The following is a 24,423-nucleotide window of genomic DNA, read 5'->3' as shown; positions in this document are numbered from 1 at the left end:
GTCGGCAGAAGTGCGGGAATCGTCCACAGACCCCTGTGCACAACCACCTGCACTTCTGCCGACTCGGCGGGTTCTGGACCAGCACTTCTGCCGACTCGCGCTATTGGCGGAAGAGGTCGGGGTCGTCCCGGAGTGCCTCGATGGCCGCCTTGAGATGCTCGAAGTGGGTCGCCGACTCCGTGACCAGCCGGTCGGCGTCGCGGGCGACATAGGCGGCCAGCATCCGGTCGTGGTCGTCGTGGAACAGCACCCGGCCGTCGGCGGAGACTCGGGCCATCGGCCGGGCCGGCTCGGTGATATTCCAGGCCGCCTCGTACATGTGCACCAGCCGGTCCATCCGCGAAGGCCGCAGCAGCGCGACGTGGAAGCGGCGCGACTCCAGGTGGTAGGACCGCTCGTCGCCGGCGGCGATCGTCGCGGCCATCGCCGCATTGGACTCGGTGAGCAGTTCGTCGTCGATCGAGGTGGCGTGCACGACCGCCTCGCGCAGCGCGGCCGCCTCCAGCGCCGCTCGGACGTCGTACAGCTCGCGGAACTCGGTGAAGGTCAGCTTCGCGACGCTGTAGCCGATATTGGGGGTGTGGTCGACCAGTCCCTCGCCGGTGAGCACCTTGAGCGCCTCGCGGACCGGGATCTGGCTGACGCCGAAGAAGCCGGCCACCGCGTCGATCGGGATCAGCGTCCCGGGGGGCTCGTCGCCGGAGAGGATCGCTCGCCGGATGTCGTCGATGACGTGTGGCTGCTCCCCGGGTGTCGAGTTGACCAGGCGAGCGGTGAAGGCGGAGCGACGACGAGTGCCCTGCATGGGCGGGACCCTAGCCGCGGAATGTTTCGGCTGGTCGGTTCCGCTTGCCACTACTGGCAAGTAACCTTCGACCATGACTGATGCTCACGCTCCCGAACGGGACGACGAACTGCAGACCACCATCACCATCGAGGCGACGCCCGCGCAGGTCTGGGCGCTGGTCACCGACGTGAAGCGGATGAACGAGTGGAGCCCTCAGGTCGTCAAGACCGTGGTGCTCGGCGGGCCGCTACGGCTCGGCACCCGGTTCGTCAACCTCAACCGCCAGGGCTGGAAGCGCTGGCCGACCACCGCGAAGGTCGTCCGCTTCCAGCCCCACGCCGACTTCGCCTTCCGGGTCACGGAGAACGGCACGATCTGGTCCTTCCAGCTCGGGCCCACCGACGACGGTGGCACCTTGGTCACCCACCGGCGGGAGACGCCCAACGGCATCTCGGCGCTCTCGCGGGTGCTGACCAAGGTCGCGCTCGGCGGCCAGGAGCCCTTCGTCGCCGAGCTGCGCGCGGGGATGGCGCAGACCCTGGCGCGAGTGAAGGCCGAGGCCGAGTCGCACCAGTAGGCGACGTACCAACCCGCTGGTATCACAATGACCGCCCGTGGATTTACAAGGGACGGGCCGCGGCGGACAATCCGGGCCATGGCGATCGGCGACGCAGTGGCCGAGCCGCCGCTGTCATCGAGGGCCGTCGAGCTGTTGGAGCACGGCGATCCGGTCGTGCTCGTTCATGCCCCGCCCGGGATGGTCGCCCTCGCCCCGCCCGGGCTAGCCGACACCCTCGGCGCCCTGACCGGCGGCTGGCCCGGCCTGGTCCAGGCGGCGGTGCGCGCCGCAGCAGGACTGGAGCCCGAGGTGCAGGCCGAGGCGGCGTCGTACGCCGTGCGGCAGCGGTTGCGCGTCGAGCTGCTGCCCTGGCTGGCACCCGAGTGGTCGGAGCTGCTGCACTACCTGGCGGTGGCCGGCGACGTCAGCGCCGCCGAGATCGAGTCCCAGCCCGGCGCCCCGAAGATCGCGGCGCTGCTGGAGGAGCTCGGCATCATCGCCCGGGCGACCTTCCTCGGTGCGCCGGTGCTCCGGCCGCCGCCGAGACCGCCCGGTCGGCGGCACGGCAGATCGAGCGCGCCGAGCTGTACGCCGTCGCTGCCGGCGTACCGCGGTCGAGACTGGCGGCGCTGGCCGCCGACGTCCCCGAGCTCGTCGGCCTGCTCACCAGGCTCGACGCCGCCGGCGTCGGATCGGTCTACCCCGAGCGGGTGGTGCTGGTCAGCCTGACCGAGCGCGAGTCGGTGGTGCTCGCCGGCCTCGCCGACAGCATGAGCATGGAGCAGCTGGCGCAGTCGCTCTACGTCTCCCGCAACACCCTCAAGAGCCACACCCGCAGCCTCTATCTCAAGCTGGGAGCCCACTCCCGTGAGGAGGCGCTGGCTCGCGCCCGCCAGCTCGGGCTGCTCTGAACGGGCCGAAATGGCAGGTGCCCCGCCCGATTGATCGGGCGGGGCACCAGCAGGTCACTCGGCTGCGATGAACTTCTCCAGCAGGGCGCGACCCTCGGTGTCCTCGATCTGTACCGGCGGGCTCTTCATCAGGTACGCCGAGGCCGGGATGATCGGGCCGCCGATGCCGCGGTCCTTGGCGATCTTCGCGGCCCGGACGGCGTCGATGATGATGCCGGCGCTGTTGGGGGAGTCCCAGACCTCGAGCTTGTACTCCAGGTTGAGTGGGACGTCGCCGAAGGCGCGACCCTCGAGGCGGACGTAGGCCCACTTGCGGTCGTCGAGCCACTGGACGTAGTCGGACGGGCCGATGTGGACGTTCCGGTCGTGGATCTTGCCGGACAGCGGGCCCTCGAGGTTGCTGGTGACGGCCTGGGTCTTGGAGACCTTCTTGGACTCCAGCCGCTCGCGCTCGAGCATGTTCTTGAAGTCCATATTGCCGCCGACATTGAGCTGGTAGGTGCGGTCGAGCACGACGCCGCGGTCCTCGAACAGCTTGGCCATCACCCGGTGGGTGATGGTGGCGCCGACCTGCGACTTGATGTCGTCGCCGACGATCGGCACGCCGGCGGCCTCGAACTTCGCGGCCCACTCCGGGTCGGAGGCGATGAAGACCGGCAGCGCGTTGACGAAGGCCACGCCCGCGTCGATCGCGCACTGGGCGTAGAACTTGTCGGCCTCCTCGGAGCCCACCGGGAGGTAGGAGACCAGCACGTCGGCCTCGGCGTCCTTGAGCGCCTGCACGACGTCGACCGGCTCCGCCGCCGACTCCTCGATGGTCTGCTTGTAGTACTTGCCCAGACCGTCGAGCGTCGGACCGCGCTGCACCTCGACGCCGAGGGTGGGGACGTCGGCGATCTTGATGGTGTTGTTCTCGGAGGCGTTGATGGCCTCGGAGAGGTCCTTGCCGACCTTCTTGTCGTCGACGTCGAAGGCGGCCACGAACTGCACGTCACCGACGTGGTAGTCGCCGAACTTGACGTGCATCAGGCCGGGGACGGTGCCGGTAGGGTCGGCGTCCTTGTAGTAGTGCACACCCTGGACCAGGGAGCTGGCGCAGTTGCCAACGCCCACGATTGCTACGCGTACCGAACCCATCAGGGCTCCTTCCGTATGTTCTCTCGGGTTCCCGTGGGGCGGGGCCCGTTGTCGGTCGTGCCGCGCTCGGCGTTGATGAGCTCCGAGAGCCATCGGACCTCGCTCTCGACCTGTTCGACGCCGTGCCTCTGCAGCTCGGCGGCGTACTGGTCGACCTCCTTCTGGGTCATCGCCAGCTCGCGCTGGACGCGGTCGAGCCGCTCCTGGAGGCGGGTACGACGTCCCTCGAGGACGCGCAGCCGGATCTCCATGTCGGTGCGACCGAAGAAGGCGAACCTGATGTCGAAGTTGTCGTCCTCCCAGGCGGTGGGACCCACCTCCGACATCAGGCGCTCGAACTCCCGGTGGCCGGTCTCGGTGACTCGGTAGACGATGCGGGGGCGCCGGGTCACCGGGGTGATCGACGCGGTCTCCTCCTCGATGAGGTGAGCCCGCAGCATCTTCTTCAACGTGGGGTAGAGCGACCCGTAGGACAACACCCGACCCCAACCGAGCATGAGGTTGAGCCGCTTGCGCAGCTCGTAGCCGTGCATGGGGCCCTCGTGCAGCAGTCCGAGGACCGCGAGCTCGATGGTCTCAGCGCGACGTGCCATGCGATGCATCGTAGCGATATATCCGTTCGATCGGAAACAAGCGTGTTGCGCGACGAGATGGAACGCCGATCCTGCTCCGGGCAGCCGGCCGGCTCCCTGCCCGGGGTTTCGATCGAGCTGAGAAATCGGGATCATCAGCCGGGTTGCGTACTCTCTATCGCGCAGCGATACCAGTCCCCGCACCCTCTGGAGTCCCGAAGTCGTGACCGAGCCCTCCGCCGGCAGGCGCCGCGCCGCGTCGTCGCGCAAGAAGACAGCGAAGAAGGCACCCCCGAAGAGGCGGCCGGCCGGGAAGGCGTCGGCCCAGGCGAAGGGGCGGGACGGCAAGAAGAAGGGCTGGTTCCGGCGGCAGCCGGGGATCAAGGGTCTGCTGTTCTGGCTGCTCCGGCTCGGTGTGGTCACCGGCGCGGTGTTCGTCGTGCTCGGTGTCGCGGCGACCTGGTACGCCTACCAGAAGACCACGATCCCGGACCCCAACGAGGCGTTCGAGACCCAGACGACCTACATCTACTACGCCGGCGGCAAGACGAAGGTCGGGCAGTTCGCCGAACAGAACCGCGAGTCGATCTCCTACGACCAGATGCCCGAGTGCATCAAAGAAGCCGTCGTGGCTGCCGAGGACCACAGCTTCTGGACCAACAAGGGCATCGACCCGATGGGGATCCTGCGGGCGGCGTTCAGCAACGCCCAGAGCGGCGAGATCACCGCGGGTGGCTCGACGATCACCCAGCAGTACGTGAAGATCCTCTATCTCAACCAGGAGCGGACCTACACCCGCAAGATCAAGGAGGCCTTCCTCTCGCTCAAGATCCAGCGGACGAAGAGCAAGCAGGAGATCCTCGAGGGCTACCTCAACACCATCTACTTCGGTCGCGGCGCCTACGGCATCCAGGCCGCGAGTCGCGCCTGGTTCAGCAAGCCGGCCAGCAAGCTCAACCTGCAACAGTGCGCGGTGCTGGCGTCGGTGATCAACAACCCCTACCGGCTCGATCCCGACAACGGCGAGGAGTCGGTCGCGGCGCTCAAGCAGCGCTATCGCTATGTGCTCACCTGGATGGCCGACGCCGACGACATCACCGAGGCCGAGGCCCAGGAGGCGATGGTCGACCTGCCGAAGTTCCCCGCGCAGAAGGTCGAGTCCGCCAACGGCGGCCAGAAGGGCCACATGCTCAAGCTGGTCAGCGACGAGCTCCACCAGCTCGGGTTCGAGGACGCCGAGATCCAGGGCGGCGGCCTGCGGGTGACCACGACGTTCACCCAGGAGGCCATGAACGCCGCCGAACAGGCGGTGAAGGAGGAGGCGCCGACCGAGGCCCTCGACGGCAGCAAGATCACCGACGAGGAGCTGCATGTCGGCGTCGCCACCGTCGAGGTCGGCACCGGCGCGCTGGTCGGCTTCTACGGCGGCCAGGACTTCCTCGAGTCGCAGATCAACTGGGCCTCGGCCGGCGGCATGGCCGGCTCGACGATGAAGCCGTTCACGCTGGCGGCCGCACTGGAGGCCGGGTTCTCGCTGAAGGACACCTTCGACGGCAACTCGCCCTACACGTTCGAGGGCAGCACCCTCGAGGTGCACAACGAGGGCGAGAACTCCGGCCAGGCCAACGGCCACTCCTACGGCTCGGCCATCAGCGCGACGTACGCCCTGGAGCAGTCGGTCAACACCGCCTTCGTGGACATGAGCGAGTCGATTCCCGACGGCCCCAAGATGATCTACCAGACTGCGTTGAAGATGGGGCTCACGCCGGGGAGCGAGGCGAGCGAGGACTATCCCGGCATCCCGAGCACCACCACCGACCTGCTGCCCGAGGACCGGCTGATCACCCTGGGCAAGGCGCAGGTCAGCCCGATCAACATGGCCAACGCCTATGCCACCATCGCCAACCGCGGCCAGCGCTCGGACGTGCACGTGATCGCCAAGGTCGAGGACCGCTACGGCAACGTGAAGTACCAGTGGAAGAACAAGTCCACCGACGCCATCGACGAGCCGATCGCCGACGACGTCTCCTACGCGATGCAGCAGGTGGTCGAGAACGGCACCGGTCGTGCCGCGCTGGCGCTGGACCGGCCGGCCGGCGGCAAGACCGGCACCGCGACCAACGACGACGGCGACGTCTCCTCGGCCTGGTTCGTGGGCTTCACCCCGCAGTACTCCACCGCGGTGATGTACGTGCGCGGCAACGGCCGGGAGAAGCTCGACGGCTGGATGCCGTCCTACTTCGGAGCCGACTACCCCACCGACACCTGGCTCAACACCATGGAGCGCGACCTGGAAGGCACCGAGGTCGTGGACTTCCCGCCGGCGGCGAACGTCGACGGCGATGCCCCGACCGAGGGCCATGCGGCGGCGACGACCAGGCCGGCCACCACCCCGAAGGCGACCACCACCAAGTCCTCGAAGTCCACCAAGTCCTCGAAGGCGCCAGTGAGCACCCCGACGCGCGAGACCCAGACGAGCGAGGCGGCGACCGAGGCGGCGACCGAGGCGGCGACCACGGCCGCGCCGTCGTCGGCCACCACGTCGGCCGAGTCGCCGCCCTCGACGACCAGCAGCGCAGCCGGGGGCTCGGCGGCGTCGGGCGCCGCGACCTCCTCGGCGGTGCCATAGCCAACCCGCCGAGTCGGCAGAAGTGCTGGTCCCAGAACCGCCGAGTCGGCAGAAGTGCAGGTGTCGACACCCGCACTTCTGCCGACTGGGGCTTGTTTGAGCCGGCATTAGCCTGGGTCCGTGGCTAAGGTCGTCGGTGTGCAGCCCACCCGCGAGGACCCGGCGATCGCCGCGCTCTCCGAGACCGTCGGCGGCCCAGCGGGCGGGCACGCCGGCCGGCATCCCTGGTGGACGCCGCTGCGGGTCCTGCTGCTGATCACCGCGATCACCTTCGCGGCCGGCATGGTCCAGAAGTCGGGCTGCTTCAAGGAGACCTGGAGCGGCAACGAGTCGCGCTACGTGCAGATGTGCTACTCCGACCTGCCCTATCTCTACACCGGCCGAGGCTTCGCCGAGCTGGCCTGGCCCTACACCGACGACACCCAGACACGGGATCGGTACGACGTCATGGAGTATCCCGTCGGGATCTCCTACTGGGCCTACGGCACCGCCTGGGTGACCCACTGGCTGGCCGGCTCGCCGCCGCTCGACCCGCGCTACGAGGCAACGCCGGACGCCCTGTGGGGGGTGCCGGGCGTCCAGCACGAGGTCAGGCTCTTCGTCGTCGTCAATGCGGTGGGCTTCGCGGCGCTTGCGCTGCTGGCCAGCTGGCTACTGGTGCGCGCCCGGCCATCACGTCCCTGGGACGTGGCCACCTTCGCGGCCGCACCGACGCTGCTGTTCACCGGGCTGATCAACTGGGACATGTTGGCCGTCGCCTGCGTGGCCGGCGCGCTCTTCGCCTGGTCGCGCGGCCGACCCGGCTGGACCGGCGTGCTGATCGGGCTCGGCACTGCGGTCAAGCTCTATCCGCTCTACCTGCTGGGCGCGGTGCTGGTGCTGTGCTGGCGGCGCCGGGCCTGGCCGCAGTTCGGCACCGCGGTGCTCGGCGCGGCGGTGACCTGGGTGGTGGTCAACGCACCCGCCTACCTCGGCAACCCGGACGCCTGGAAGGTGTTCTGGTCCTTCAACAGTCAGCGCACCAGCGATCTGGGATCGATCTGGCTGGTGCTGAGCCAGTCGCTGGACCTGACCATCACCGCTCACACCATCAACGCCTGGTCGTGGGCGTTCTTCGCGACCTGGTGTCTCGGCGTGCTGCTCGTCGGGCTGCTCGCCCGACGTACCCCCACCCTGGCCGAGCTCGGCTTCCTGATCGTCGCCGGCTTCCTGCTGGTCAACAAGGTCTACTCGCCGCAGTACGTGCTGTGGCTGCTCCCTCTCGCCGTGCTGGCCCGGCCGCGATGGCGAGACCAGTTCATCTGGCAGGGCTGCGAGCTCTTCTACTTCGCCGCAGTGTGGTGGTACCTCGGCGGCTTCCTGGCCTCCCCGGGGGGCGAGGCCCCGGTCTACTGGATCGCGATCGTGGTGCGGCTGGTCGGCGAGCTCTACCTCGTTGCGGTGATCGTCCGCTCGCTGCTGTGGCCGGCCGGGGCTACTGAATCGTCACCGAGTCGAACGTCGTCGTCGTGTAGCGGACGTTGAGGGTCAGCCGCTCGCCGACCTCGGGCACCCGCCTCCCGCGCGGCAGCAGCAGCGGGCTGGCCTGCATGTGGGGTGGCTCGGCGAAGTGGAGCGGCTCGCCGTCGAGGGAGTACGGCGAGCGCAGCACGCCCAGCGACTCCAGCCCGCCCTTGGCGGCCGTCTTGACCCGCCCCCGGGCGGTGCTGTCGCCGGAGGGAGCCACCAGCCCGATGCCGTGGGCGGTGCCACCGCTGGCGATGACCAGCTGTCCCGCCCGGCCGCTGGTCTGGCGATAGCCGTAGCTCTCGCCCCGGCCGATCGGATGGACGTCGAGCACGTGCGCGGTCACGCTCAGCGCGCCCCGATCGCCGAGCCAGAGCCCGGTGCCGATGCGGGGCCGGATCGTCAGGTCGGGGTGCTCGGCACGCAGCCGGGCCAGCTCGGCGGTGTCGAGGTGGCTCACCCAGACCGTGGTGGTCTCCGCGCCGACCACGTCGCTCATCAGGCCGGTCGCCTCGCGCAGGTTCGCGCCGGTCATCGGGAAGTGCAACGCCACCCCCTCGAACCGGGCGTGGTGGCGGGCCTCGCGAGCCGCGTCCCACAGCTGCGTCGCGCTCATCCCGTGGCGCCGCATCGAGGTCATCCGCTCCAGCACCACCCGGGCACCGGGCTGCCGCGCCAGCAGGTCGCTCAGGTCCTGCGGGCGGGAGACGGTATGGACGACCCGCCGGGCCAGCGCGGCGTCGAGCGGTGCGCACCAGGGCCGCCAGGGGGTGAGGACGAGCAGGCTGCCGTCGTACCGCTGGGCGACCTCGGGCAGCTCCTCGTAGGTCCCGACCGCGAGCACGTCGGCGCCGAGCCAGGCCGTACGCCGAGCCAGCGAGCCCAGCCCGAGGCCGTAGCCGTTGCCCTTGGCGACCGGCACCAGGCCGGGGGTGGCCTCGGCGACGCCACGCAGGTGCGCGCGCCAGCGGTCCCCGTCGATGGTCAGATCGAGACTCATCGCGCGCGCCGCCTCATGTAGAGGTCGAACGCGCGATAGAGCAGCGGCCGCAGCGGCAGGTCCCACTCCCCGACATAGCGCACCGCCTGCCCGCCGGTGCCGACCTTGAACTGGATCAGGCCCACATGGGGGTCCTCGGCGGACAGGGTGGGGGTGATGCCGCGCAGGTCGTAGACGTCGCAGCCGGCGTGCAGCGCGTCGCGGATCATCGCCCACTGGCAGGCGTTGGAGCCGCGCACCTCGCGCTTGTGGGTGGAGGAGGCGCCGTAGGAGTACCAGGCGTGGGCGCCCACCCATACCAGGATGGTGGCGGCGACCAGGTCGCCCTGGTGGCGGGCGAGGTAGAGCCTGATCCGCTGTGTCCCATCTTCGGGGGAATCCTCGGCCCTCATCGCCGCGAACATGGTCTCGAAGTAGCGCAGCGGCCGGGGGGTGAAGTGGTCGCGCTCGGCGGTGTGGACATAGAGGTCGTGGAACGCCTTCAGGTCATCGCCGACGGTAACCTCGACGCCCTCCTTGGCCGCCTTCTTGATGTTGCGGCGCCAGAGCTGGTTCATGCCCGCCAGGACGTCGTCCTCGGACCGGCCCGGCCCATTCTCTTGGCGCAGCGGGATCTCGTAGGTGAACTGCGGCTGTCCGGCGCCGAAGCCGTCCTCCGGGCTCTGCGGCAGCCAGCCGGCGTCGCGCAGTTGGCTGGTCACCCGGGCGCCGACCGGGTCGGCGTGCTGGCTGGGCAGCTCGGTCAGGCGCTCGATCGCCGGATCGGCGATGCCTTCCTTGACCTGCGCCGCCGACCAGGTGTGGGTGCGCACCGGTGGCCCGAGCCGGATCGCGAAGGCGCCGTTCTGCTTCAGGTACGACGCCAGCGGGTCGAGCCAGCGCGGCAGCTCGCCGGTCCAGTCGATGGCCGGGCCCTCGGGCAGATAGGCCAGCGTGGCTCGCTTGAGTCGCGGCACCGGCCGGTGCAGCACCAGCCCGGCGCCGACCAGCCGCTCGCCGTCGTACCAGCCGAGGGACTCGCTGCGCCACTCGGTCTTGACCTGTCCCCAGGCCGGGGTCTGCAGGAAGCTCACGGTCCGTTGCGCTCGCACGAACTCCAGATGCTGCGCGGCACTGATGGGGCGTACGGCGAGACTCACGCAAGCGACCCTAACGGGTAGATGTGTCTCAGCGGACTCACAGACTCTCTCCCCAAATGCGTCGATAGATGTCACCCTAGGGATGGGCCCGAAACTCGGGTAGGGCCGATGTATCAAGCGCCCGCCTCGACGCTCCTCGAGGAACGTGACCGTGACGAGCACCCGGGGAGCACCGCCGATGAGCAGCAGCACCGTCACCCGACGTGGTGATGAGTCCGGCGCGCATCCGGGCGAGGTCTGGGCGCGGGCGACGGCGGCCTTCGACCGGTGGCTCGGCGGTGACCCGACCGGGCTGGACGACCTGGTCACGGTGATGACGCCGGTGCTCTGGCATGTGGTGCGGGCCTATCGGCTGGAGACCGGTCAGGCCGAGGACGTCATCCAGACGACCTGGCTCGCGCTGGTGCGGCGGAGCACCTCGATCATCGACTCGACCGCGGTAGGCGGCTGGCTGACCACCACGGCGCGCCGTGAGGCGTGGCGGGCCGCAAAGGCGGCCGGCCGGGCGGTGCCCGCCGAGGACGAGGAGCTGCAGCCGCACCTGCCACGGCAGCGCTCGGCGGAGTCGGTGGTCGTCGAGGACGACCGGCAGCGCCGGCTGTGGGCGGCCGTCGACGCGCTGCCGGAGCGCTGCCGCCGGCTGCTGCGGGTGGTCGCGTTCGAGAACCGGCCCGACTACGCCTCGCTGGCGGTGGACCTCGGTATGCCGGTCGGGAGCATCGGCCCGACCCGGGGCCGGTGCCTGGCGAAGCTGCGCGTCGCGCTTCTGGAAGTAGGGGAGTTCTGATGTCGGAGATGAGCCGCGAGCAGCTGTTCGAGGTAGTCCGGTCGGCCTACTCCGCCGCCGACCCGGTGCCCGACGGGCTGGTCGAGCGAATGCGTGCCGCCGCCGCGACGGCAGCCGAGGACGCCGGCTTCGCGTTCGAGCTGGAGCTGATGACGCTGCTGGAGCGGTCGGAGGAGCTGGCCGGAGCACGTGGCACCGGCATGGGCTCGGCGTACACCCTGCGGTTCGTGCACGGCGAGATCGACCTACTGCTGCGGATCGCTCGCGACGGGGAGGCCGCCCGGGTCGACGGCTGGGTGGTGCCCCCCGAGCCGATGACGGTCCGGGCGCTCGTCGGCGCGCCCGACTCCTCGCTCTCCCCCGCCGCTGCCGCGGTCAGCGACTCCGGCCGGTTCGAGCTCACCGGCCTCCCGGCCGGCCTGGCCCGGCTCCGGCTGGAGCCCCACGACACCTCCCGCCCCCCCTTCGCCACCCCCACCTTCGAGATCTGAGGAGTTCCTGGTGCAGTCTCCCGAGCAGAAGCCAACCCGCAAGCCGCCGCTCGATCGCGACCCGCTGCCACCACGGCGCGAGGTGATCAAGGCCGTCGAAGGCCGCGTCCTCGACCCGGCGACGGCGGTGGTCGTCAGAGGCGTCGAGCCGAGGCCTACGGTCTACATAGGACCGAGTCTGCTGATCTCCAAGAGCATCGATGTCGACGGTGCGGTCGAGGTGCTGTCGGCTGTCGCGAAGAAGCTGGGCTGGGAGGTCGTCCTCGAGCCCGAGGATCGCCGCACCGCCGGCCTCAGGTTCGGCGTACGCCGGGTGCGCATCGAGGTCTCCTCCGACCAGGCGTCGATCGCCCCCGACGGCTGGACGCTGCTCCAGCAGACCCGCGCGCAGTTCGGTGTCGAGAACGTCAAGGGCGTGAGCCTGGAGCACATCATCTTCGCCGATCCGTTCGATGTCGGGCACCCGTTCGATGTCGGGCACCCGTTCGATGTCGGGCACCCGTTCGATGTTGGGCATCCCTTCGACGTCGGTCACTCCGCCAACAACTACGGCGGCCGCTGGCCGGTCGCCTATGTGGGACCGGCACCGCAGAGGGCGAAGCAGGTCGCGGGCGACCGGCCGGTCGTCGCGATCCTCGACACGGGCTGTGGCTCCCACCCGTGGCTGGACACCGTGGTCCAGGAGAACGTCAAGCTCGACGGCTTCGATATCGGCTTCGGTCCTGCTGTCGATGACCTGGAGATCACCGGCGACCTGGTCGGTCCGTTGGACGGCGGGCTCGACAAGTACGCCGGCCATGGCACGTTCATCGCCGGGCTCGTGCATCAGGCCTGCCCCGACGCCGACATCCTCTCCTGGCGGATCATGCCTCCGGAGGGACCGATCCCGGAGGCGGAGTGGATCGCCGCCCTGGCCCAGATCGCCGAGCTGGTTCGGCGTGCCTGGGAGGGCGAGCCGGGCGGGCAGCGGATCGACGTGCTCACGATGTCCATCGGCTACTACCACGAGACGCCGACCGACGAGCTGTTCGACCCGACCCTCTACAGCATTCTGGAGGATCTGTCGTCCCACGGCTGCATGGTCGTCTGCTCGGCCGGCAACGACGCCACCAGCCGGCCGGCCTTCCCGGCCGCCTTCGCGCCCTGGAGCGACGGTGCCGGTCCGATCGCACCGACCCCGGGCGTGCTGCCGATCGTCTCCGTCGGGGCGCTCAACCCCAACCGCAAGACGGACGCGCTCTTCTCCAACACCGGGCCGTGGGTGGTGGCCTATGTAGAGGGGGCGCTGGTGATGAGCACGCTGCCCACGACGTTCCAGGGTGGCCTCCAGGCGCCGGCCGCAACGGTGGCCTTCGGCCGGTCGCGGTCCTCCGTCGACCCCGACGACTTCTCGGGGGGCTTCGCGATCTGGAGTGGCACCTCCTTCGCCGCGCCGCTGATGGCCGGCCGGCTCGCGGCAGCGATCGAGAGGTGTCGCGCAGCGGCTCCCGGAGCCTCGGCGTACGACCACGCCCTGCAGGCGGTGCGCGAGAACACCCTCATCACGTCATGATGTGAGGTGTGCTGACTGCCGAGGAGTTGCATCGTCGTGGCGTGATCGCCATGAACGCCGGCAAGCTCGCGGCAGCGACCCGCTACCTGACGCGAGCGAGCGCGGCCGCCACTGACGAGGCACTGAGGGCACGAATCGAGGCGAGCCGTGCCTACGTCGCCTCGGACTCGGCGGACCTGCAGGATGCGCTGCGCCGATGTCGCTCCGCGCTCGACTTTCCGGGTCTGCCGACGGAGGTGCGCGGGATCCTGCAGTCGCAACAGGCGGCGATCCTGCGACGGTGTGGGCAGCCGAAGCAGGCCCTGGAGACCTTCGGTGCCGCCATTGCCAGTCTTGAGGGACTGCCGTGGGACCTCGGGACCGCGCTGATCAATCGGGGCATGGTCCACCTGGACCAGGGCAGGCTCGCCCAGGCGGACGACGACTTCACCGCCGCGGCACATGCCTACGAGCGAGCGGGGGATGTGGTCCACAAGGCGAAGGCCGAGCACAACCGTGGCTATGTGCAGATGCTGCTCGGCGACCTCGTCGGTGCGCTGGCTGCCATGGAGCGGGCTCGTCCGGCGCTGGAATCCGAAGGAGCGGTGGTTCGCGCGGTCTTGGCACAGGATCGTGCCGAGGTGCTGCTGGCCGCCGGACTCGTCGAGGAGGGTCTAGCACTCCTGAACACCGCGGCCGCCGACTATGGCCGACGGCGCCTGGCCCGGCGGCAGGCGGAGGCCGAGCTGGTGATGTCCGGACACCTGCGAGCGAACCGACCGATCGCGGCAGAGCAGATCGCTCGCCGCGCTCGCCGCCGCCTCCGCTCCTTGGGCGCCGACGCGCTGCTGATGCGGGCCGAGGCCGCCCGCTATGTCGCCGCCGTCGAGGCAGGGTCGGCGCGGCCCTCGCTGGTTGCGGAGGGGGAGCGGCTGGCGGCGGCGCTGGAGGAGGCGGGGCTGCCGTGGGTGGCGGCGACGGCGCGGCTCTCGACGGCCCGGGTGCTCACCCGGCGGGGCGACCTTCGGGGCGCCCGGGCGGCGGCTGAGTCGGTGAGGGTGCGGCGAGCGCCGCTCGACGTACGACTGCTCGCGGCGGACGTCCGCGCCGAGCTCGCGGCGGCGGAGGGCAGCCGGGGCGAGGCGTTCCGGCAGCTGCGCCGGGGCTTGGCCGACCTCCATGCGTGGCAGTCGTCGTTCGGGTCGCTGGACCTGCAGACCAACGTGGCCGGCCACGGTGTCCGGCTGGGGCAGCGGGGTCTGGCACTGGCGGTGGCGTCACGGCGGTCGGCGACGCTCTTCGAGTGGTCGGAGCGGGCCCGGATGTTGGCCTCCCGGGTGCAGCCGGTGCGGGCGCCACGCAACGAGGAGATCGCGGCGGGGCTCGCCGAGCTGCGCGGTGAGGTGACGCCGGCGCGGGAGGCGGAGCTGCGGGCGCGGATCCGGGAGCTGGCCTGGCAGCACGACGGCTCCCGAGAGGTACTCGATCCGGTGTCGCTCAAGGAGCTACGGGCGGCGCTCGGCCCGGGGACCGCCTTGGTCGCCTACGTCGTGGCGGCCGATGTCGTCACCGCACTGGTCGTCACCAACGAGCGGGTCGGCTGGCACGACCTGGGCCCGGCTGACGTCGTGAGCGACATGCTTGGCGGCCTGCTGCCGGACCTCGACATGGCCGCCTCCGAGCTGCCGGGCGCGCTGGGCGAGATGGTGCGCGGCGAGCTGGCCGCCCGGCTCGGCCGACTCGGTGACCTGCTGGTCGCGCCGCTGGTCGCCGCGCTCGGCGACCGCGCCGCGGTGCTCACTCCTTCCGGCGGCCTCGCCGGGGTGCCGTGGACGCTGCTCCCCGGCCTGGTCGGCCGGCCCGTCACCGTCGCCCAGTCGGCCACCTCCTGGCTGACCCGCTCCGCCACCCTGCTGCGCACCGGGACGGCCGGCTTCGTGGCCGGCCCGCGCGTCGCCCGCGCCGAGGACGAGGTCACCGCGGCGGCGAAGGAGTGGGCCGGCGCGCAGGTGCTGGTGCGCGAGGCGGCCAGCGCCGCCGCCGTGACCGAGCTGGCGTCCCAGGTCGACGTGCTCCACGTCGCCGCCCACGGTCGCCACTCCGCCGAGAACCCGCTCTTCTCCGGTCTCCAACTCGCCGACGGGCCCTGGTTCGGCTACGACATCGACCAGCTCCGCGCCGTCCCCGATGTCGTGCTGCTGTCGGCGTGCGAGGTCGGCCGATCCAGCGTCCGCTGGGGCGAGGAGCTCATCGGCATGACGACGGCTTGGCTCCATGCCGGGGCCCGCTGCGTGATCGCATCGCCGGCGGCGGTCGCCGACCAGGCGGCGTACGACGTCCTGGTCCGGGTCCACCAGGGCCTCGCCGCCGGCCGGGCCCCGGCCGAGGCGCTCGCCGCCGCGATCCCGGCCCCCAGCAAGGACCAGCCGCCGGCGCCGTTCGTCTGCTTCGGCTGATGCAGGGTGGCGCACTCGCGTGCCGGCCGCCCGGCGCCGGCGCCTCGGTCGCCGACGCCTATCTGGATCGGCTCCTCGACTTCTGCGACCGACTGCCGGCTCGAGGCTCCCTGATGAGCATTCGCCTGCTTCGGGTGGGGAATCTCCAAAATGTAGGGATGATCCCTGATGTCTTGGCCACCTCGAGGCGCCAGAGTCGTTGCGCGTGCTGATGTATCAGTGGCTTTGGGACGGCCTCCTCTCGGGTGTTGGACAGCACTCGAGGAGGGACCATGAGCATGACCACCGCCGTCGTTCCGACGGTCAATGTCGTCAGCGACCCCAGGTCCGGTGAGATCCTGACCGCGGACGCCGGCACCTACCTGCAGCTCCGCTTCGCTCGGAAGGGCATCGCGCTCTCGGAGTGGCGGATCGCCGACCGCCCCGGCCACCTGCTGCCCATCGAGGAGGGTGACCACGTCTTCACGTTCCTGGTCTTCGGGGACGAGGCGCCGCAGCCGCTCCGGCTGGCCCGCTACCGCGGCGATCGCGTCGAGCCGTCGGAGGAGCGCGAGCTCTTCGTCGTGCCCGCCCAGCGCTGACCCTCCGCAACGTCATGCGGACGGAGCGACCGCTTGCTCCGTCCGCATGACGTTGCGAGACGGGCCGTGGCGGTTGTCCACAGGGACGGCAGTCCGGGGTGTGAGAGGGGTACGACGGGGTAGTCGATGCGCATGCCGAAGGCTCCCGCTCCCGATGACGTCCGTCTCCGACGCGCTCGCCAACTCGCCGCGTCGCAAGGCCATGTGCTCTCTCGTAAACAGGTCTACGGCCTCGGCATCACCCGGTGGGAGATCCGCGGCCAGGTGGGGAGCGGTCGTTGGCAGCTGATCGGGGACCAGTCGGTCTGCCTGCACAACGGCCCGATCGGCGACGAGGGACATCGCTGGGCGGCAGTCTTCCAAGGCGGTCCCAGCGCCTGCCTCGACGGAGCGTCGGCGCTGATCGCGGCGGGGCTGACGAGGTTCGAGGTCAGCAGGCACCGGGTTTCGGTGCCGCGTGGGGCCCGTGTCCGTCGTACCAGGCTCTACGACATCCGGCAGACCCGCCGCCTCCGGCCGGAAGACCGGGCGGCGAGCGGCATCCCTCGCACCCGGGCCCCGGTCGCGGCGGTGCGCGCGGCGCTGTGGGCGGTGACCGACAAGCAGGCGACATACGTGTTGACGCTGACGGTCCAGCAAGGACTCGCCCGTGCCGAGGAGATCGGCATCGAGCTCTTGAGGGTGAGACGAGACAGGCGCCGCCTGCTCCTGCACGAGGTCGTCAACGATCTCATCGACGGTGCCCGCTCACTGGGTGAGCTCGATGTCGTCAAGGAGCTGCGCCGTCGCGGCCTGCCGCCCCCGGAGAGACAGTCGTTGCGCCGGGATCGTCGTGGCCGCTACTACCTCGATCTCTACTGGCCCGCGCACCGCCTCGTCGTCGAGATCGACGGGATCCACCATGCCTGGGTCGAGAACGTCGTCGATGACGCGCTGCGCCAGAACGCCTTGGCACTCGACGGCGACACCATCCTGCGGCTCCCCCTGCTCGGACTGCGACTCAACGCCGACGAATTCTTCGACCAGATAGCCGAGGCGCTCGGCGCACCCACCCGGAGGGCCGCATAGCGTCATGCGGACGGAGCAACCGTCGGCTCCGTCCGCATGACGTTGCGGCTGGGGCGGGCGGTCAGGAGAGGTGGGAGGTCAGCCAGGCGATGTCGGCACGGTGCTCCTCGGCACCCCCGGGTGTCTCCAGCACCACCGGCGCGTCGGCGTCGCGCACCATCGCCGCCAGCAGGTCGGGGTCGATGTGTCCGGCGCCGAGATTGGCGTGTCGGTCGGCACCGGAGTCGAACAGGTCGCGGGAGTCGTTGCAGTGCACCAGGTCGATGCGGCCGGTGATCTTGCGGATGTCGTCGACCACCGTCTCGAGGTCGTTGCCGCCGGCATGGGCGTGACAGGTGTCGAGGCAGAACCCGACCTCCTCGAAGCCCTCGGCCGTCGAGATCGCGTCCCACACCCCGGCGATCCGCTCCAGATAGCGCGCCATCGCGTTGTCGCCACCGGCGGTGTTCTCGATGAGCAGCGGGACCTTGATGTCGGTCGCCTCGACGGCTTTGCGCCAGTTGTCGAAGCCGACCGACGGGTCGACCCCCTTCTCGACATGGCCGCCGTGCACGATCAGCCCGGCCGCGCCGATCGCGGCGGCCGCGTCCATGTGCTGCTGCAGCAGCTTGCGGCTCGGGATGCGGATCCGGTTGTTGGTGGTCGCGACGTTGACGATGTAGGGCGCGTGGACATAGAGCGTCACCCCGGCGGCCTCGGCCGCCGCCCGCAGCGCATCGGCCCCACCGTCGTACCGAATCTCGGGTCCGCGATAGCCCTGCGGGTCGCCGAGGAAGAACTGCACCAGTGTGCTGCCGCGCGCCGCCGCCTCCGCGATCGGGTCGGCCTGCTCGACGTGCGCTCCGATCGAAATCATGCTTCCCAGCCTAGGGAATCGCTGATCAATCCCGCCTGCTGCGCGCCGAGATGCGGCACGCTGGCCGCGCCGCGGACGCTCGACAGGCGCCCAGCCTGCCTTCGCGCCCAGGTCTGAACGAAGTGGCCTTTGCCAGCGCACTCGCCTCGCGACGCTCGCGACGGCGCCATCGATCAGCGTTTCCCTGGGCCGGGCAGGGATACTGAGAGGGTGACCTTCCTCCTCACCTCGCTCGTCATCGTGCTGCTTCCCGGGGCGGGCACGGTCTACACCGTGGCCGCCGCGCTGGCGCGTGGCGCCCGGGCGGGCCTGCTCGCGGCGTTCGCCTCGACGCTCGGGATCGTGCCGCACCTGCTCGCCGCGATCACCGGCCTGGCGGCGCTGCTGCACGCGAGCGGAGTCGCCTACAACGTCGTGAAGTACGCCGGCGTGGCCTACCTCCTCTACCTCGCCTGGGCGACCTGGCGCGACACCGGCGCCCTCAAGCTCGACGGCGCGCCGTCCCAGGCCGGGTTCGCGAAGGTGATCGGCAACGGCATCGCGGTCAACCTGCTCAACCCCAAGCTGACGGTCTTCTTCGTCGCGTTCCTGCCGCAGTTCGTGCCGGCGGGACCGGGCTCGACGGCTCACATGCTCGCGCTCAGCGGCGTCTTCATGCTGATGACCTTCGTCGTTTTCGCGCTGTACGCCGTCCTGGCCGGCGCGCTCCGCGACCGAGTGCTCGCCAGCGACCGGATCATGACCGCCGTACGTCGTTGCTTCGCCGCCTGCTTCGCGCTGCTGGCCGGCAAGCTCGCCGTCGAGCCGCGCTGACCTCGGCCGTCTCGCTCGATGTCGAGGACACTCACCCGGAGGTGCCGGAGATGAGGATCGCCGTAGCGGGTGGTACCGGAGTGCTGGGCAGACACGTGGTCGCCGCCCTGGAGCGGGCCGGCCACGAGCCCGTCGTGATCGCCCGGTCGCGTGGCATCGACCTGACGACCGGCGCCGGCCTCACCGACGCTCTGAGCGGTGTCGACGCGGTGGTCGACGCCAGCAACGTGACGACCGCCAGAGGCTCGGTGGCGAGACGGTTCTTCGAGACGGTCACCACCAACCTGATCGCCGCTGCGCGGGAGGCGGGCGTCGGACATCTGGTGGTCGTCTCGATCATCGGCATCGACCGCGTTCCCTACGGCTACTACCGGGCCAAGGAGCGGCAGGAGGAACTGCTGCGGGCGGCGCCGATCCCGGTCAGCATCCTGCGCGCGGCGCAGTTCCACGACTTTCCCGGCCAACTGCTGGCGCGGCTGCCCGGCCCGGTCGCGGTGATCCCCCGCTGGCAGGTGCAGCCGGTGGCCGCCAGCGAGGTCGGCGTCGCGCTCGCCGACCTGGCGAGCGGTGACCCGGTGCCGACGAGCGAGATGGCGGGGCCGGAGGTGACCCGGATGGCGGACCTGGTGCGCCGGTTGCTGCGTGCCGAGGGATCGCGCAAGCCGGTCCTGGAGTTCCGGGCACCCGGTGGGATGGGCCGAGCCGCCGCTGCCGGGGGCAACCTGCCGACGGGCGAGGTCAGGCTGGGCGAGCAGACCTTCAACGAGTGGCTGGCGAGTCGGAGCTGACCGACCCCACCGGCTGATGGATCCGTGAGGGAGTGGCCTTCGCCTCTTGTCAAAATACCCTAGGGGGGTAAGGTAATTGGTGTGAGCGAGCACCAGCACGGCTACCTTGCAGCCGGCAAGAAGCAGGACCACCTCAAGCGGCTGCGCCGCATCGAGGGCCAGATCCGCGGCCTGCAGCGGATGGTGGCGGAGGAGGCCTATTGCATCGACGTCCTCACCCAGATCTCGGCGGCGACCAAGGCGCTGCAGTCGGTCGCCCTCAGCCTGCTGGAGGACCACCTCGGTCATTGCGTCGCCGAGGCCGTGCAGCACGGCGGCCCCGAGGCCGACGAGAAGGTCCGCGAGGCCTCCGCGGCGATCGCCCGACTGGTCCGCTCCTGATTCCCCGACCCTGAAAGGCGTTTCGACATGACCACCCAGAGCTACACCGTGACCGGCATGACCTGCGCGCACTGTGTGGCATCGGTGACCGAGGAGGTTTCCGCCATCGCCGGCGTCACCACCGTGGACGTCGACCTTGCCAGCGGGGCGCTCACCATCACCGCCGACCAGCCGGTCGCCGACGACGCGGTCCGGGCCGCCGTCGACGAGGCCGGCTACGCGCTGGCGTGAGCGAGCTTGCGAGCGAATCGTGGGCACCATGTCGGCCACGAGCGCAGCGAGGGGCGGCATGAATGCCCCGGTCGGACTGGTCGGGTTCGTCGCGGTGCGCACCGCCCACTTCACGCTGACGGCGGGCCGCTCGGAAGGGGGCGACCATGGCCACTGAGCCGCAGCACGTCGAGCTCGACATCGAGGGGATGACCTGCGCCTCGTGCGCCAACCGGATCGAGCGCAAGCTCAACAAGCTCGACGGCGTCAGCGCCGTGGTCAACTTCGCGACCGAGAAGGCGCGCGTCGACTTCCCCGACGAGGTCACCCCCGAGCAGCTGATCGAGACCGTCCGGTCCGCCGGCTACGACGCCACGCTGCCGGCGACGGCCGCCGAGGAGCCGGCGGACCCGCTGCGGCAGCGGTTGATCGTCTCTGCCCTGCTGTCCATCCCGGTCGTGGTGCTGGCGATGGTGCCGGCCTGGCAGTTCGACGGCTGGCAATGGCTCTCCCTCACCTTGGCCTCGCCGGTCGTGGTGTGGGGAGCGCTGCCCTTCCACAAGGCCACCTGGGTCAACCTGCGCCACGGCGCCACCACCATGGACACGCTGGTCTCGGTGGGCGTGCTGGCCGCCTACGGCTGGTCGGTCTACGCGCTGTTCTGGGGCGAGGCCGGCATGATCGGGATGCGGCACGGCTTCAGCTTCACCGTCGAGCGGGGCAACGGCTCGGCGATGATCTACCTCGAGGCGGCCGCCGGGGTGACCACGCTGATCCTCGCCGGGAGGTACGCCGAGGCACGGGCCAAGCGCCGCGCCGGCGCCGCGATCCGGTCGCTGCTGGAGCTGGGTGCCAAGGACGTGGTGGTGCTGCGCGCCGGCGTCGAGGCTCCGGTGCCGATCGAGGCGCTGCAGGTGGGCGATCTGTTCGTGGTGCGACCCGGCGAGAAGGTCGCCACCGATGGCATCGTCGAGGACGGCTCCTCGGCGGTCGACGCCTCGCTGCTGACCGGGGAGTCGGTGCCGGTCGAGGTCGGCCCCGGCTCGGAGGTGGTCGGGGCCACCGTGAACGCCGGCGGCCGGCTGGTGGTGCGCGCCACCAAGGTCGGCAGGGACACCCAGTTGGCGCAGCTGGCCCGGCTGGTCGAGCAGGCGCAGTTCGGCAAGGCGGAGGTGCAGCGGCTCGCCGACCGGGTCTCCGGGGTCTTCGTGCCGGTCGTCATCGGCATCGCCGTCGCCACGCTCGGCTACTGGCTCGGCACCGGCTCCGGAGCCTCCGCCGCCTTCACCGCCGCGGTCGCGGTGCTGGTCATCGCCTGCCCCTGCGCACTGGGCCTGGCCACGCCCACCGCGCTGATGGTCGGCACCGGCCGGGGCGCCCAGCTCGGCATCGTCATCAAGGGCCCCGAGGTGCTGGAGTCGACCCGCGCGGTCGACACCGTCGTACTCGACAAGACCGGCACCGTCACGACCGGCCAGCTGGCGGTCAGCGGGGTGTCGCCGGCGAGCGGCGTCGAGGCTGCGGAGGTGCTGCGGCTGGCGGCTGCGGTCGAGGCCGGCTCCGAGCACCCGATCGGCCGGGCCATCGTGGCGGCCCACGCCGGCCCGCTGCCGGCGGTCTCCGGCTTCACCGCAACGCCCGGGGTAGGCGTCTCGGGCACCGTCGAGGGAGTCGAGGTGTCGGTGTCGCGTGGCGCCCAGGCGGGTGCCGAGACCGCCGTCGACGTGGTCTGGAGCGGCCGGTGGCGGGGCACCGTCACGCTTGCGGACACCATCAAGCCGACGTCGTACGACGCGGTGAGGGAGTTGAAGGGGCTCGGGCTGCGGCCGGTGCTGCTGACCGGCGACGCCCGGTCGGTCGCCGAGCAGGTGGCTGCCGAGGTGGGCATCGAGGAGGTGCACGCTGGGGTCTTCCCCGCCGACAAGGTCGACGTGGTCAAGCGGCTGCAGGCCGAGGGCCGGGTCGTCGCCATGGTCGGCGACGGTGTCAACGACGCCGCCGCGCTGGCGACCGCCGACCTCGGCATCGCCATGGGCACCGGCACCGACGTCGCCATCGAGGCCTCGGACCTCACCGTGGTGAGCGGCGACCTGACCAAGGCCGCCGATGCCATCCGGCTCTCCCGTCGTACCCTCGCGATCATCAAGGGCAACCTGTTCTGGGCCTTCGCCTACAACGTCGCGGCGATCCCGCTGGCGATGGCGGGCCTGCTGCAGCCGATGATCGCCGGCGCGGCGATGGCCTTCTCCAGCGTCTTCGTGGTCGGCAACTCGCTGCGGCTGCGCACCTTCCGCTGAACACCCGCGACCAGTCGCAAACTGACATCCGGAAGCCGGTGAGCGGTCGCAAACTGACAGGTGGGGCAGGGTCTCGGTTGGGTCCAGAGCCCGCCGCCCTGTTACCGTTGCCCGTCCCCAAGTCGTGTGGGGACACAACGCAGTAGCCCTCCTGCCACGGAGAGACCGTGGCCGCTGAGTCCAGAGGAGGTGGAGATCGCTATGCGTGCTTATGAAGTGGTCGTCATTCTCGACCCAAGCCTCGACGAGCGCACCGTCGCTCCGTCGCTCGACAAGTACCTCAACGTGGTCCGCACCGACGGTGGCACCGTCGACAACGTGGACGTGTGGGGCCGTCGCCGACTGGCCTACGAGATCAAGAAGAACGCCGAGGGCATCTACGCCATCGTCAACCTTCAGGCCGAGCCCGCCACCGTCAAGGAGCTCGACCGTCAGCTCACGCTGAACGAGTCGATCCTCCGTACCAAGGTCATTCGCCCCGGCAAGTGATCCATGTCGGTGCCATCCGTCAGGATGGACGCTGACGACTCTCTGATCGAGACGGAGGACTAGACATGGCCGGCGACACCATCATCACCGTGATCGGCAACCTGACCGACGACCCCGAGCTTCGGTTCACCCCCTCGGGTGCCGCGGTCGCCAACTTCACGGTGGCCTCGACGCCGCGGACGTTCAAGCGCGACACGAACAGCTGGGAGGACGGCGAGACCCTCTTCCTGCGCTGCTCGATCTGGCGCCAGGCCGCGGAGAACGTCGCGGAGTCGCTCACCCGGGGCACCCGCGTCATCGTGCAGGGCCGGCTGGTGTCGCGCTCCTACGAGACCCGTGAGGGCGAGCGGCGCACGGTCAACGAGCTGCAGGTCGATGAGATCGGCCCGTCGCTCACCTGGGCCACCGCCAAGGTCACCCGCGCCAACCGCTCCTCGGGCGGCTCCGGTGGCGGCTTCGGCGGCGGTGCTCCCGCCGCTGCTCCGGCCAACGACCCCTGGGCGACCCCGTCGGCTCCGGCCGCCGGTGGCGGGCAGTACGGCGGCGCTCCCGCGCAGTCGGCCCCCGCCAACGACCCCTGGGCGACGCCCGGGGTGTCGTCCGAAGAGCCCCCGTTCTGATCATTCCCATCCCTTAACCATTCCGGCCCAGTAATCAGCCTGGTCCGGGCTTCTAGAAAGGAAGCACCACAATGGCCAAGGCAGTGATTCGCAAGCCCAAGAAGAAGGTTTGCCAGTTCTGCAAGGAGAAGGCGACCGGCGTCGACTACAAGGACGCCACCCTGCTCCGCAAGTTCATCTCCGACCGCGGCAAGATCCGCGCCCGTCGGGTGACCGGCAACTGCGTCCAGCACCAGCGTGACGTGGCCATCGCCGTCAAGAACGCCCGCGAGGTCGCCCTGCTGCCCTACACCTCCACCGGTCGCTGAGAGGAGCCCTGACATGGTTACCAAGATCATCCTGACCCAGGAGGTCACCGGTCTCGGCTCTGCCGGCGACGTCATCGAGGTCAAGGACGGCTACGCCCGCAACTACCTCGTGCCCCGCGGCGACGCGATCCGCTGGACCCGCGGTGCCGAGAAGCAGGTCGAGGTTATCAAGGCCGCTCGCGCCGCCCGTGCGCTGCGCGACTCCGACCACGCCGACGCCGTGAAGGCCAAGCTCGAGGCCGCGCCGGTGCAGCTCAAGGTCCGCGCCGGCAAGGAGGGCCGTCTGTTCGGCTCGGTGACGGTGGGCGATGTCGCCGAGGCGCTCGCCGCTGCGGCTGGTGAGGCGATCGACAAGCGCTCGATCGTGATCGGCAACCCGATCAAGTCGCTCGGTGCGCACCAGATCTCCGTCAAGCTCCACGACGAGGTGTCCGCCACGGTGGCTCTCAACGTCGTCCCCGCCTGACGCTTACGCATCGAAGGCCGGTCCCCTCGGGGGCCGGCCTT

26 protein-coding genes are annotated in these 24,423 nt (G+C 70.4%); 20 read left to right on the top strand and 6 right to left on the bottom strand.

What is annotated here, in order from left to right; all coding sequences use genetic code 11:
* Nucleotides 1-100 precede the first annotated feature (100 nt).
* Entirely contained in the window at nt 101-805 is a 705-nt protein-coding gene (locus QM595_RS17440; protein WP_415172849.1) for a GntR family transcriptional regulator, read from the bottom strand.
* A gap of 73 nt (nt 806-878) precedes the next feature.
* Between QM595_RS17440 and QM595_RS17435 the strand changes: the two genes are divergently transcribed.
* The 3 genes from QM595_RS17435 to QM595_RS17425 all read left to right on the top strand — a co-directional run bounded on the left by QM595_RS17435 (nt 879) and on the right by QM595_RS17425 (nt 2,257).
* The gene (locus QM595_RS17435) at nt 879-1,364 is read left to right on the top strand and encodes an SRPBCC family protein (protein ID WP_415172848.1); all 486 of its coding nucleotides are present in this window, start codon (nt 879-881) and stop codon (nt 1,362-1,364) included.
* 78 nt (nt 1,365-1,442) lie between these two features.
* Entirely contained in the window at nt 1,443-2,075 is a 633-nt protein-coding gene (locus tag QM595_RS17430) for a hypothetical protein (protein WP_415172847.1), read from the top strand.
* On the top strand, nt 2,057-2,257 hold the full coding sequence (locus tag QM595_RS17425; protein WP_415172846.1) for a response regulator transcription factor: 201 nt from the start codon (nt 2,057-2,059) through the stop codon (nt 2,255-2,257). Before QM595_RS17430 ends, QM595_RS17425 begins: the two co-directional genes overlap by 19 nt.
* A gap of 54 nt (nt 2,258-2,311) precedes the next feature.
* Here the strand turns inward: QM595_RS17425 and QM595_RS17420 are convergent, their stop codons facing one another.
* The gene (locus tag QM595_RS17420) at nt 2,312-3,394 is read right to left on the bottom strand and encodes an inositol-3-phosphate synthase (protein ID WP_415172845.1); all 1,083 of its coding nucleotides are present in this window, start codon (nt 3,392-3,394) and stop codon (nt 2,312-2,314) included.
* Nucleotides 3,394-3,987: a helix-turn-helix transcriptional regulator gene (locus QM595_RS17415; RefSeq protein WP_415172844.1), complete on the bottom strand. Its 594-nt coding sequence runs from the start codon at nt 3,985-3,987 to the stop codon at nt 3,394-3,396. Before QM595_RS17415 ends, QM595_RS17420 begins: the two co-directional genes overlap by 1 nt.
* A gap of 202 nt (nt 3,988-4,189) precedes the next feature.
* Between QM595_RS17415 and QM595_RS17410 the strand changes: the two genes are divergently transcribed.
* Nucleotides 4,190-6,595 carry a transglycosylase domain-containing protein gene (locus tag QM595_RS17410; RefSeq protein ID WP_415172843.1) on the top strand — a complete coding sequence of 802 codons (2,406 nt, stop codon included), beginning with the start codon at nt 4,190-4,192 and terminating at the stop codon, nt 6,593-6,595.
* A 120-nt stretch (nt 6,596-6,715) separates the two neighbouring features.
* Entirely contained in the window at nt 6,716-8,119 is a 1,404-nt protein-coding gene (locus QM595_RS17405) for a glycosyltransferase family 87 protein (protein WP_415172842.1), read from the top strand.
* Here the strand turns inward: QM595_RS17405 and QM595_RS17400 are convergent.
* Nucleotides 8,070-9,101 (bottom strand): alanine racemase, encoded by a 1,032-nt coding sequence (locus tag QM595_RS17400; RefSeq protein ID WP_415172841.1) that lies wholly within the window; start codon nt 9,099-9,101, stop codon nt 8,070-8,072. The genes QM595_RS17405 and QM595_RS17400 overlap by 50 nt on opposite strands.
* Nucleotides 9,098-10,240, bottom strand: coding sequence for a lipid II:glycine glycyltransferase FemX (locus QM595_RS17395; RefSeq protein WP_415172840.1), 1,143 nt, complete (start codon nt 10,238-10,240; stop codon nt 9,098-9,100). Before QM595_RS17395 ends, QM595_RS17400 begins: the two co-directional genes overlap by 4 nt.
* 151 nt (nt 10,241-10,391) lie before the next feature.
* On the opposite strand from QM595_RS17395, the gene QM595_RS17390 reads away from it, so the two are divergent.
* The 6 genes from QM595_RS17390 to QM595_RS17365 all read left to right on the top strand — a co-directional run bounded on the left by QM595_RS17390 (nt 10,392) and on the right by QM595_RS17365 (nt 17,154).
* Entirely contained in the window at nt 10,392-11,027 is a 636-nt protein-coding gene (locus QM595_RS17390) for an RNA polymerase sigma factor (protein ID WP_415172839.1), read from the top strand.
* Complete coding sequence (locus QM595_RS17385) at nt 11,027-11,518, top strand: hypothetical protein (protein WP_415172838.1); 492 nt, start codon at nt 11,027-11,029, stop codon at nt 11,516-11,518. The genes QM595_RS17390 and QM595_RS17385 overlap by 1 nt, the downstream gene beginning before the upstream one ends.
* 10 nt (nt 11,519-11,528) lie before the next feature.
* Nucleotides 11,529-13,070 carry a S8 family peptidase gene (locus tag QM595_RS17380; protein WP_415172837.1) on the top strand — a complete coding sequence of 514 codons (1,542 nt, stop codon included), beginning with the start codon at nt 11,529-11,531 and terminating at the stop codon, nt 13,068-13,070.
* 8 nt (nt 13,071-13,078) lie between these two features.
* The gene (locus QM595_RS17375; protein WP_415172836.1) at nt 13,079-15,505 is read left to right on the top strand and encodes a CHAT domain-containing protein; all 2,427 of its coding nucleotides are present in this window, start codon (nt 13,079-13,081) and stop codon (nt 15,503-15,505) included.
* 272 nt (nt 15,506-15,777) lie between these two features.
* Nucleotides 15,778-16,086 (top strand): hypothetical protein, encoded by a 309-nt coding sequence (locus QM595_RS17370; protein ID WP_415172835.1) that lies wholly within the window; start codon nt 15,778-15,780, stop codon nt 16,084-16,086.
* Nucleotides 16,087-16,290: 204 nt separating this feature from the next.
* Nucleotides 16,291-17,154, top strand: a complete 864-nt coding sequence (locus QM595_RS17365) for a DUF559 domain-containing protein (protein ID WP_415172834.1) — start codon at nt 16,291-16,293, stop codon at nt 17,152-17,154.
* Between the two features lie 61 nt (nt 17,155-17,215).
* Here QM595_RS17365 and QM595_RS17360 read toward each other — a convergent pair whose 3' ends face one another.
* Nucleotides 17,216-18,010: a deoxyribonuclease IV gene (locus QM595_RS17360; RefSeq protein WP_415172833.1), complete on the bottom strand. Its 795-nt coding sequence runs from the start codon at nt 18,008-18,010 to the stop codon at nt 17,216-17,218.
* A 210-nt stretch (nt 18,011-18,220) separates the two neighbouring features.
* Between QM595_RS17360 and QM595_RS17355 the strand changes: the two genes are divergently transcribed.
* The 9 genes from QM595_RS17355 to rplI all read left to right on the top strand — a co-directional run bounded on the left by QM595_RS17355 (nt 18,221) and on the right by rplI (nt 24,382).
* Nucleotides 18,221-18,823: a LysE family translocator gene (locus QM595_RS17355; protein ID WP_415172832.1), complete on the top strand. Its 603-nt coding sequence runs from the start codon at nt 18,221-18,223 to the stop codon at nt 18,821-18,823.
* A gap of 50 nt (nt 18,824-18,873) precedes the next feature.
* Nucleotides 18,874-19,611 carry an SDR family oxidoreductase gene (locus QM595_RS17350; RefSeq protein ID WP_415172831.1) on the top strand — a complete coding sequence of 246 codons (738 nt, stop codon included), beginning with the start codon at nt 18,874-18,876 and terminating at the stop codon, nt 19,609-19,611.
* Nucleotides 19,612-19,686: 75 nt separating this feature from the next.
* Nucleotides 19,687-19,992, top strand: coding sequence for a metal-sensitive transcriptional regulator (locus QM595_RS17345; protein ID WP_415172851.1), 306 nt, complete (start codon nt 19,687-19,689; stop codon nt 19,990-19,992).
* Nucleotides 19,993-20,019: 27 nt separating this feature from the next.
* Nucleotides 20,020-20,223, top strand: coding sequence for a heavy-metal-associated domain-containing protein (locus QM595_RS17340; RefSeq protein ID WP_415172830.1), 204 nt, complete (start codon nt 20,020-20,022; stop codon nt 20,221-20,223).
* 146 nt (nt 20,224-20,369) lie between these two features.
* The gene (locus QM595_RS17335) at nt 20,370-22,499 is read left to right on the top strand and encodes a heavy metal translocating P-type ATPase (protein WP_415172829.1); all 2,130 of its coding nucleotides are present in this window, start codon (nt 20,370-20,372) and stop codon (nt 22,497-22,499) included.
* A 201-nt stretch (nt 22,500-22,700) separates the two neighbouring features.
* Entirely contained in the window at nt 22,701-22,988 is a 288-nt protein-coding gene (gene rpsF / locus QM595_RS17330) for a 30S ribosomal protein S6 (RefSeq protein WP_415172828.1), read from the top strand.
* Between the two features lie 65 nt (nt 22,989-23,053).
* On the top strand, nt 23,054-23,608 hold the full coding sequence (locus tag QM595_RS17325; protein ID WP_415172827.1) for a single-stranded DNA-binding protein: 555 nt from the start codon (nt 23,054-23,056) through the stop codon (nt 23,606-23,608).
* A 71-nt stretch (nt 23,609-23,679) separates the two neighbouring features.
* Nucleotides 23,680-23,916 carry a 30S ribosomal protein S18 gene (rpsR, locus tag QM595_RS17320; RefSeq protein WP_008355445.1) on the top strand — a complete coding sequence of 79 codons (237 nt, stop codon included), beginning with the start codon at nt 23,680-23,682 and terminating at the stop codon, nt 23,914-23,916.
* A gap of 13 nt (nt 23,917-23,929) precedes the next feature.
* A complete protein-coding gene (gene rplI, locus QM595_RS17315) occupies nt 23,930-24,382 on the top strand; it encodes a 50S ribosomal protein L9 (RefSeq protein WP_415172826.1) in 453 nt (150 codons plus the stop codon).
* Nucleotides 24,383-24,423: the final 41 nt, after the last annotated feature.

This window comes from Nocardioides sp. (assembly GCF_047607185.1).
In the GTDB taxonomy this organism is placed as follows: Bacteria; Actinomycetota; Actinomycetes; order Propionibacteriales; family Nocardioidaceae; genus Nocardioides.
This window is presented reverse-complemented; position numbering and strand designations above follow the sequence as displayed.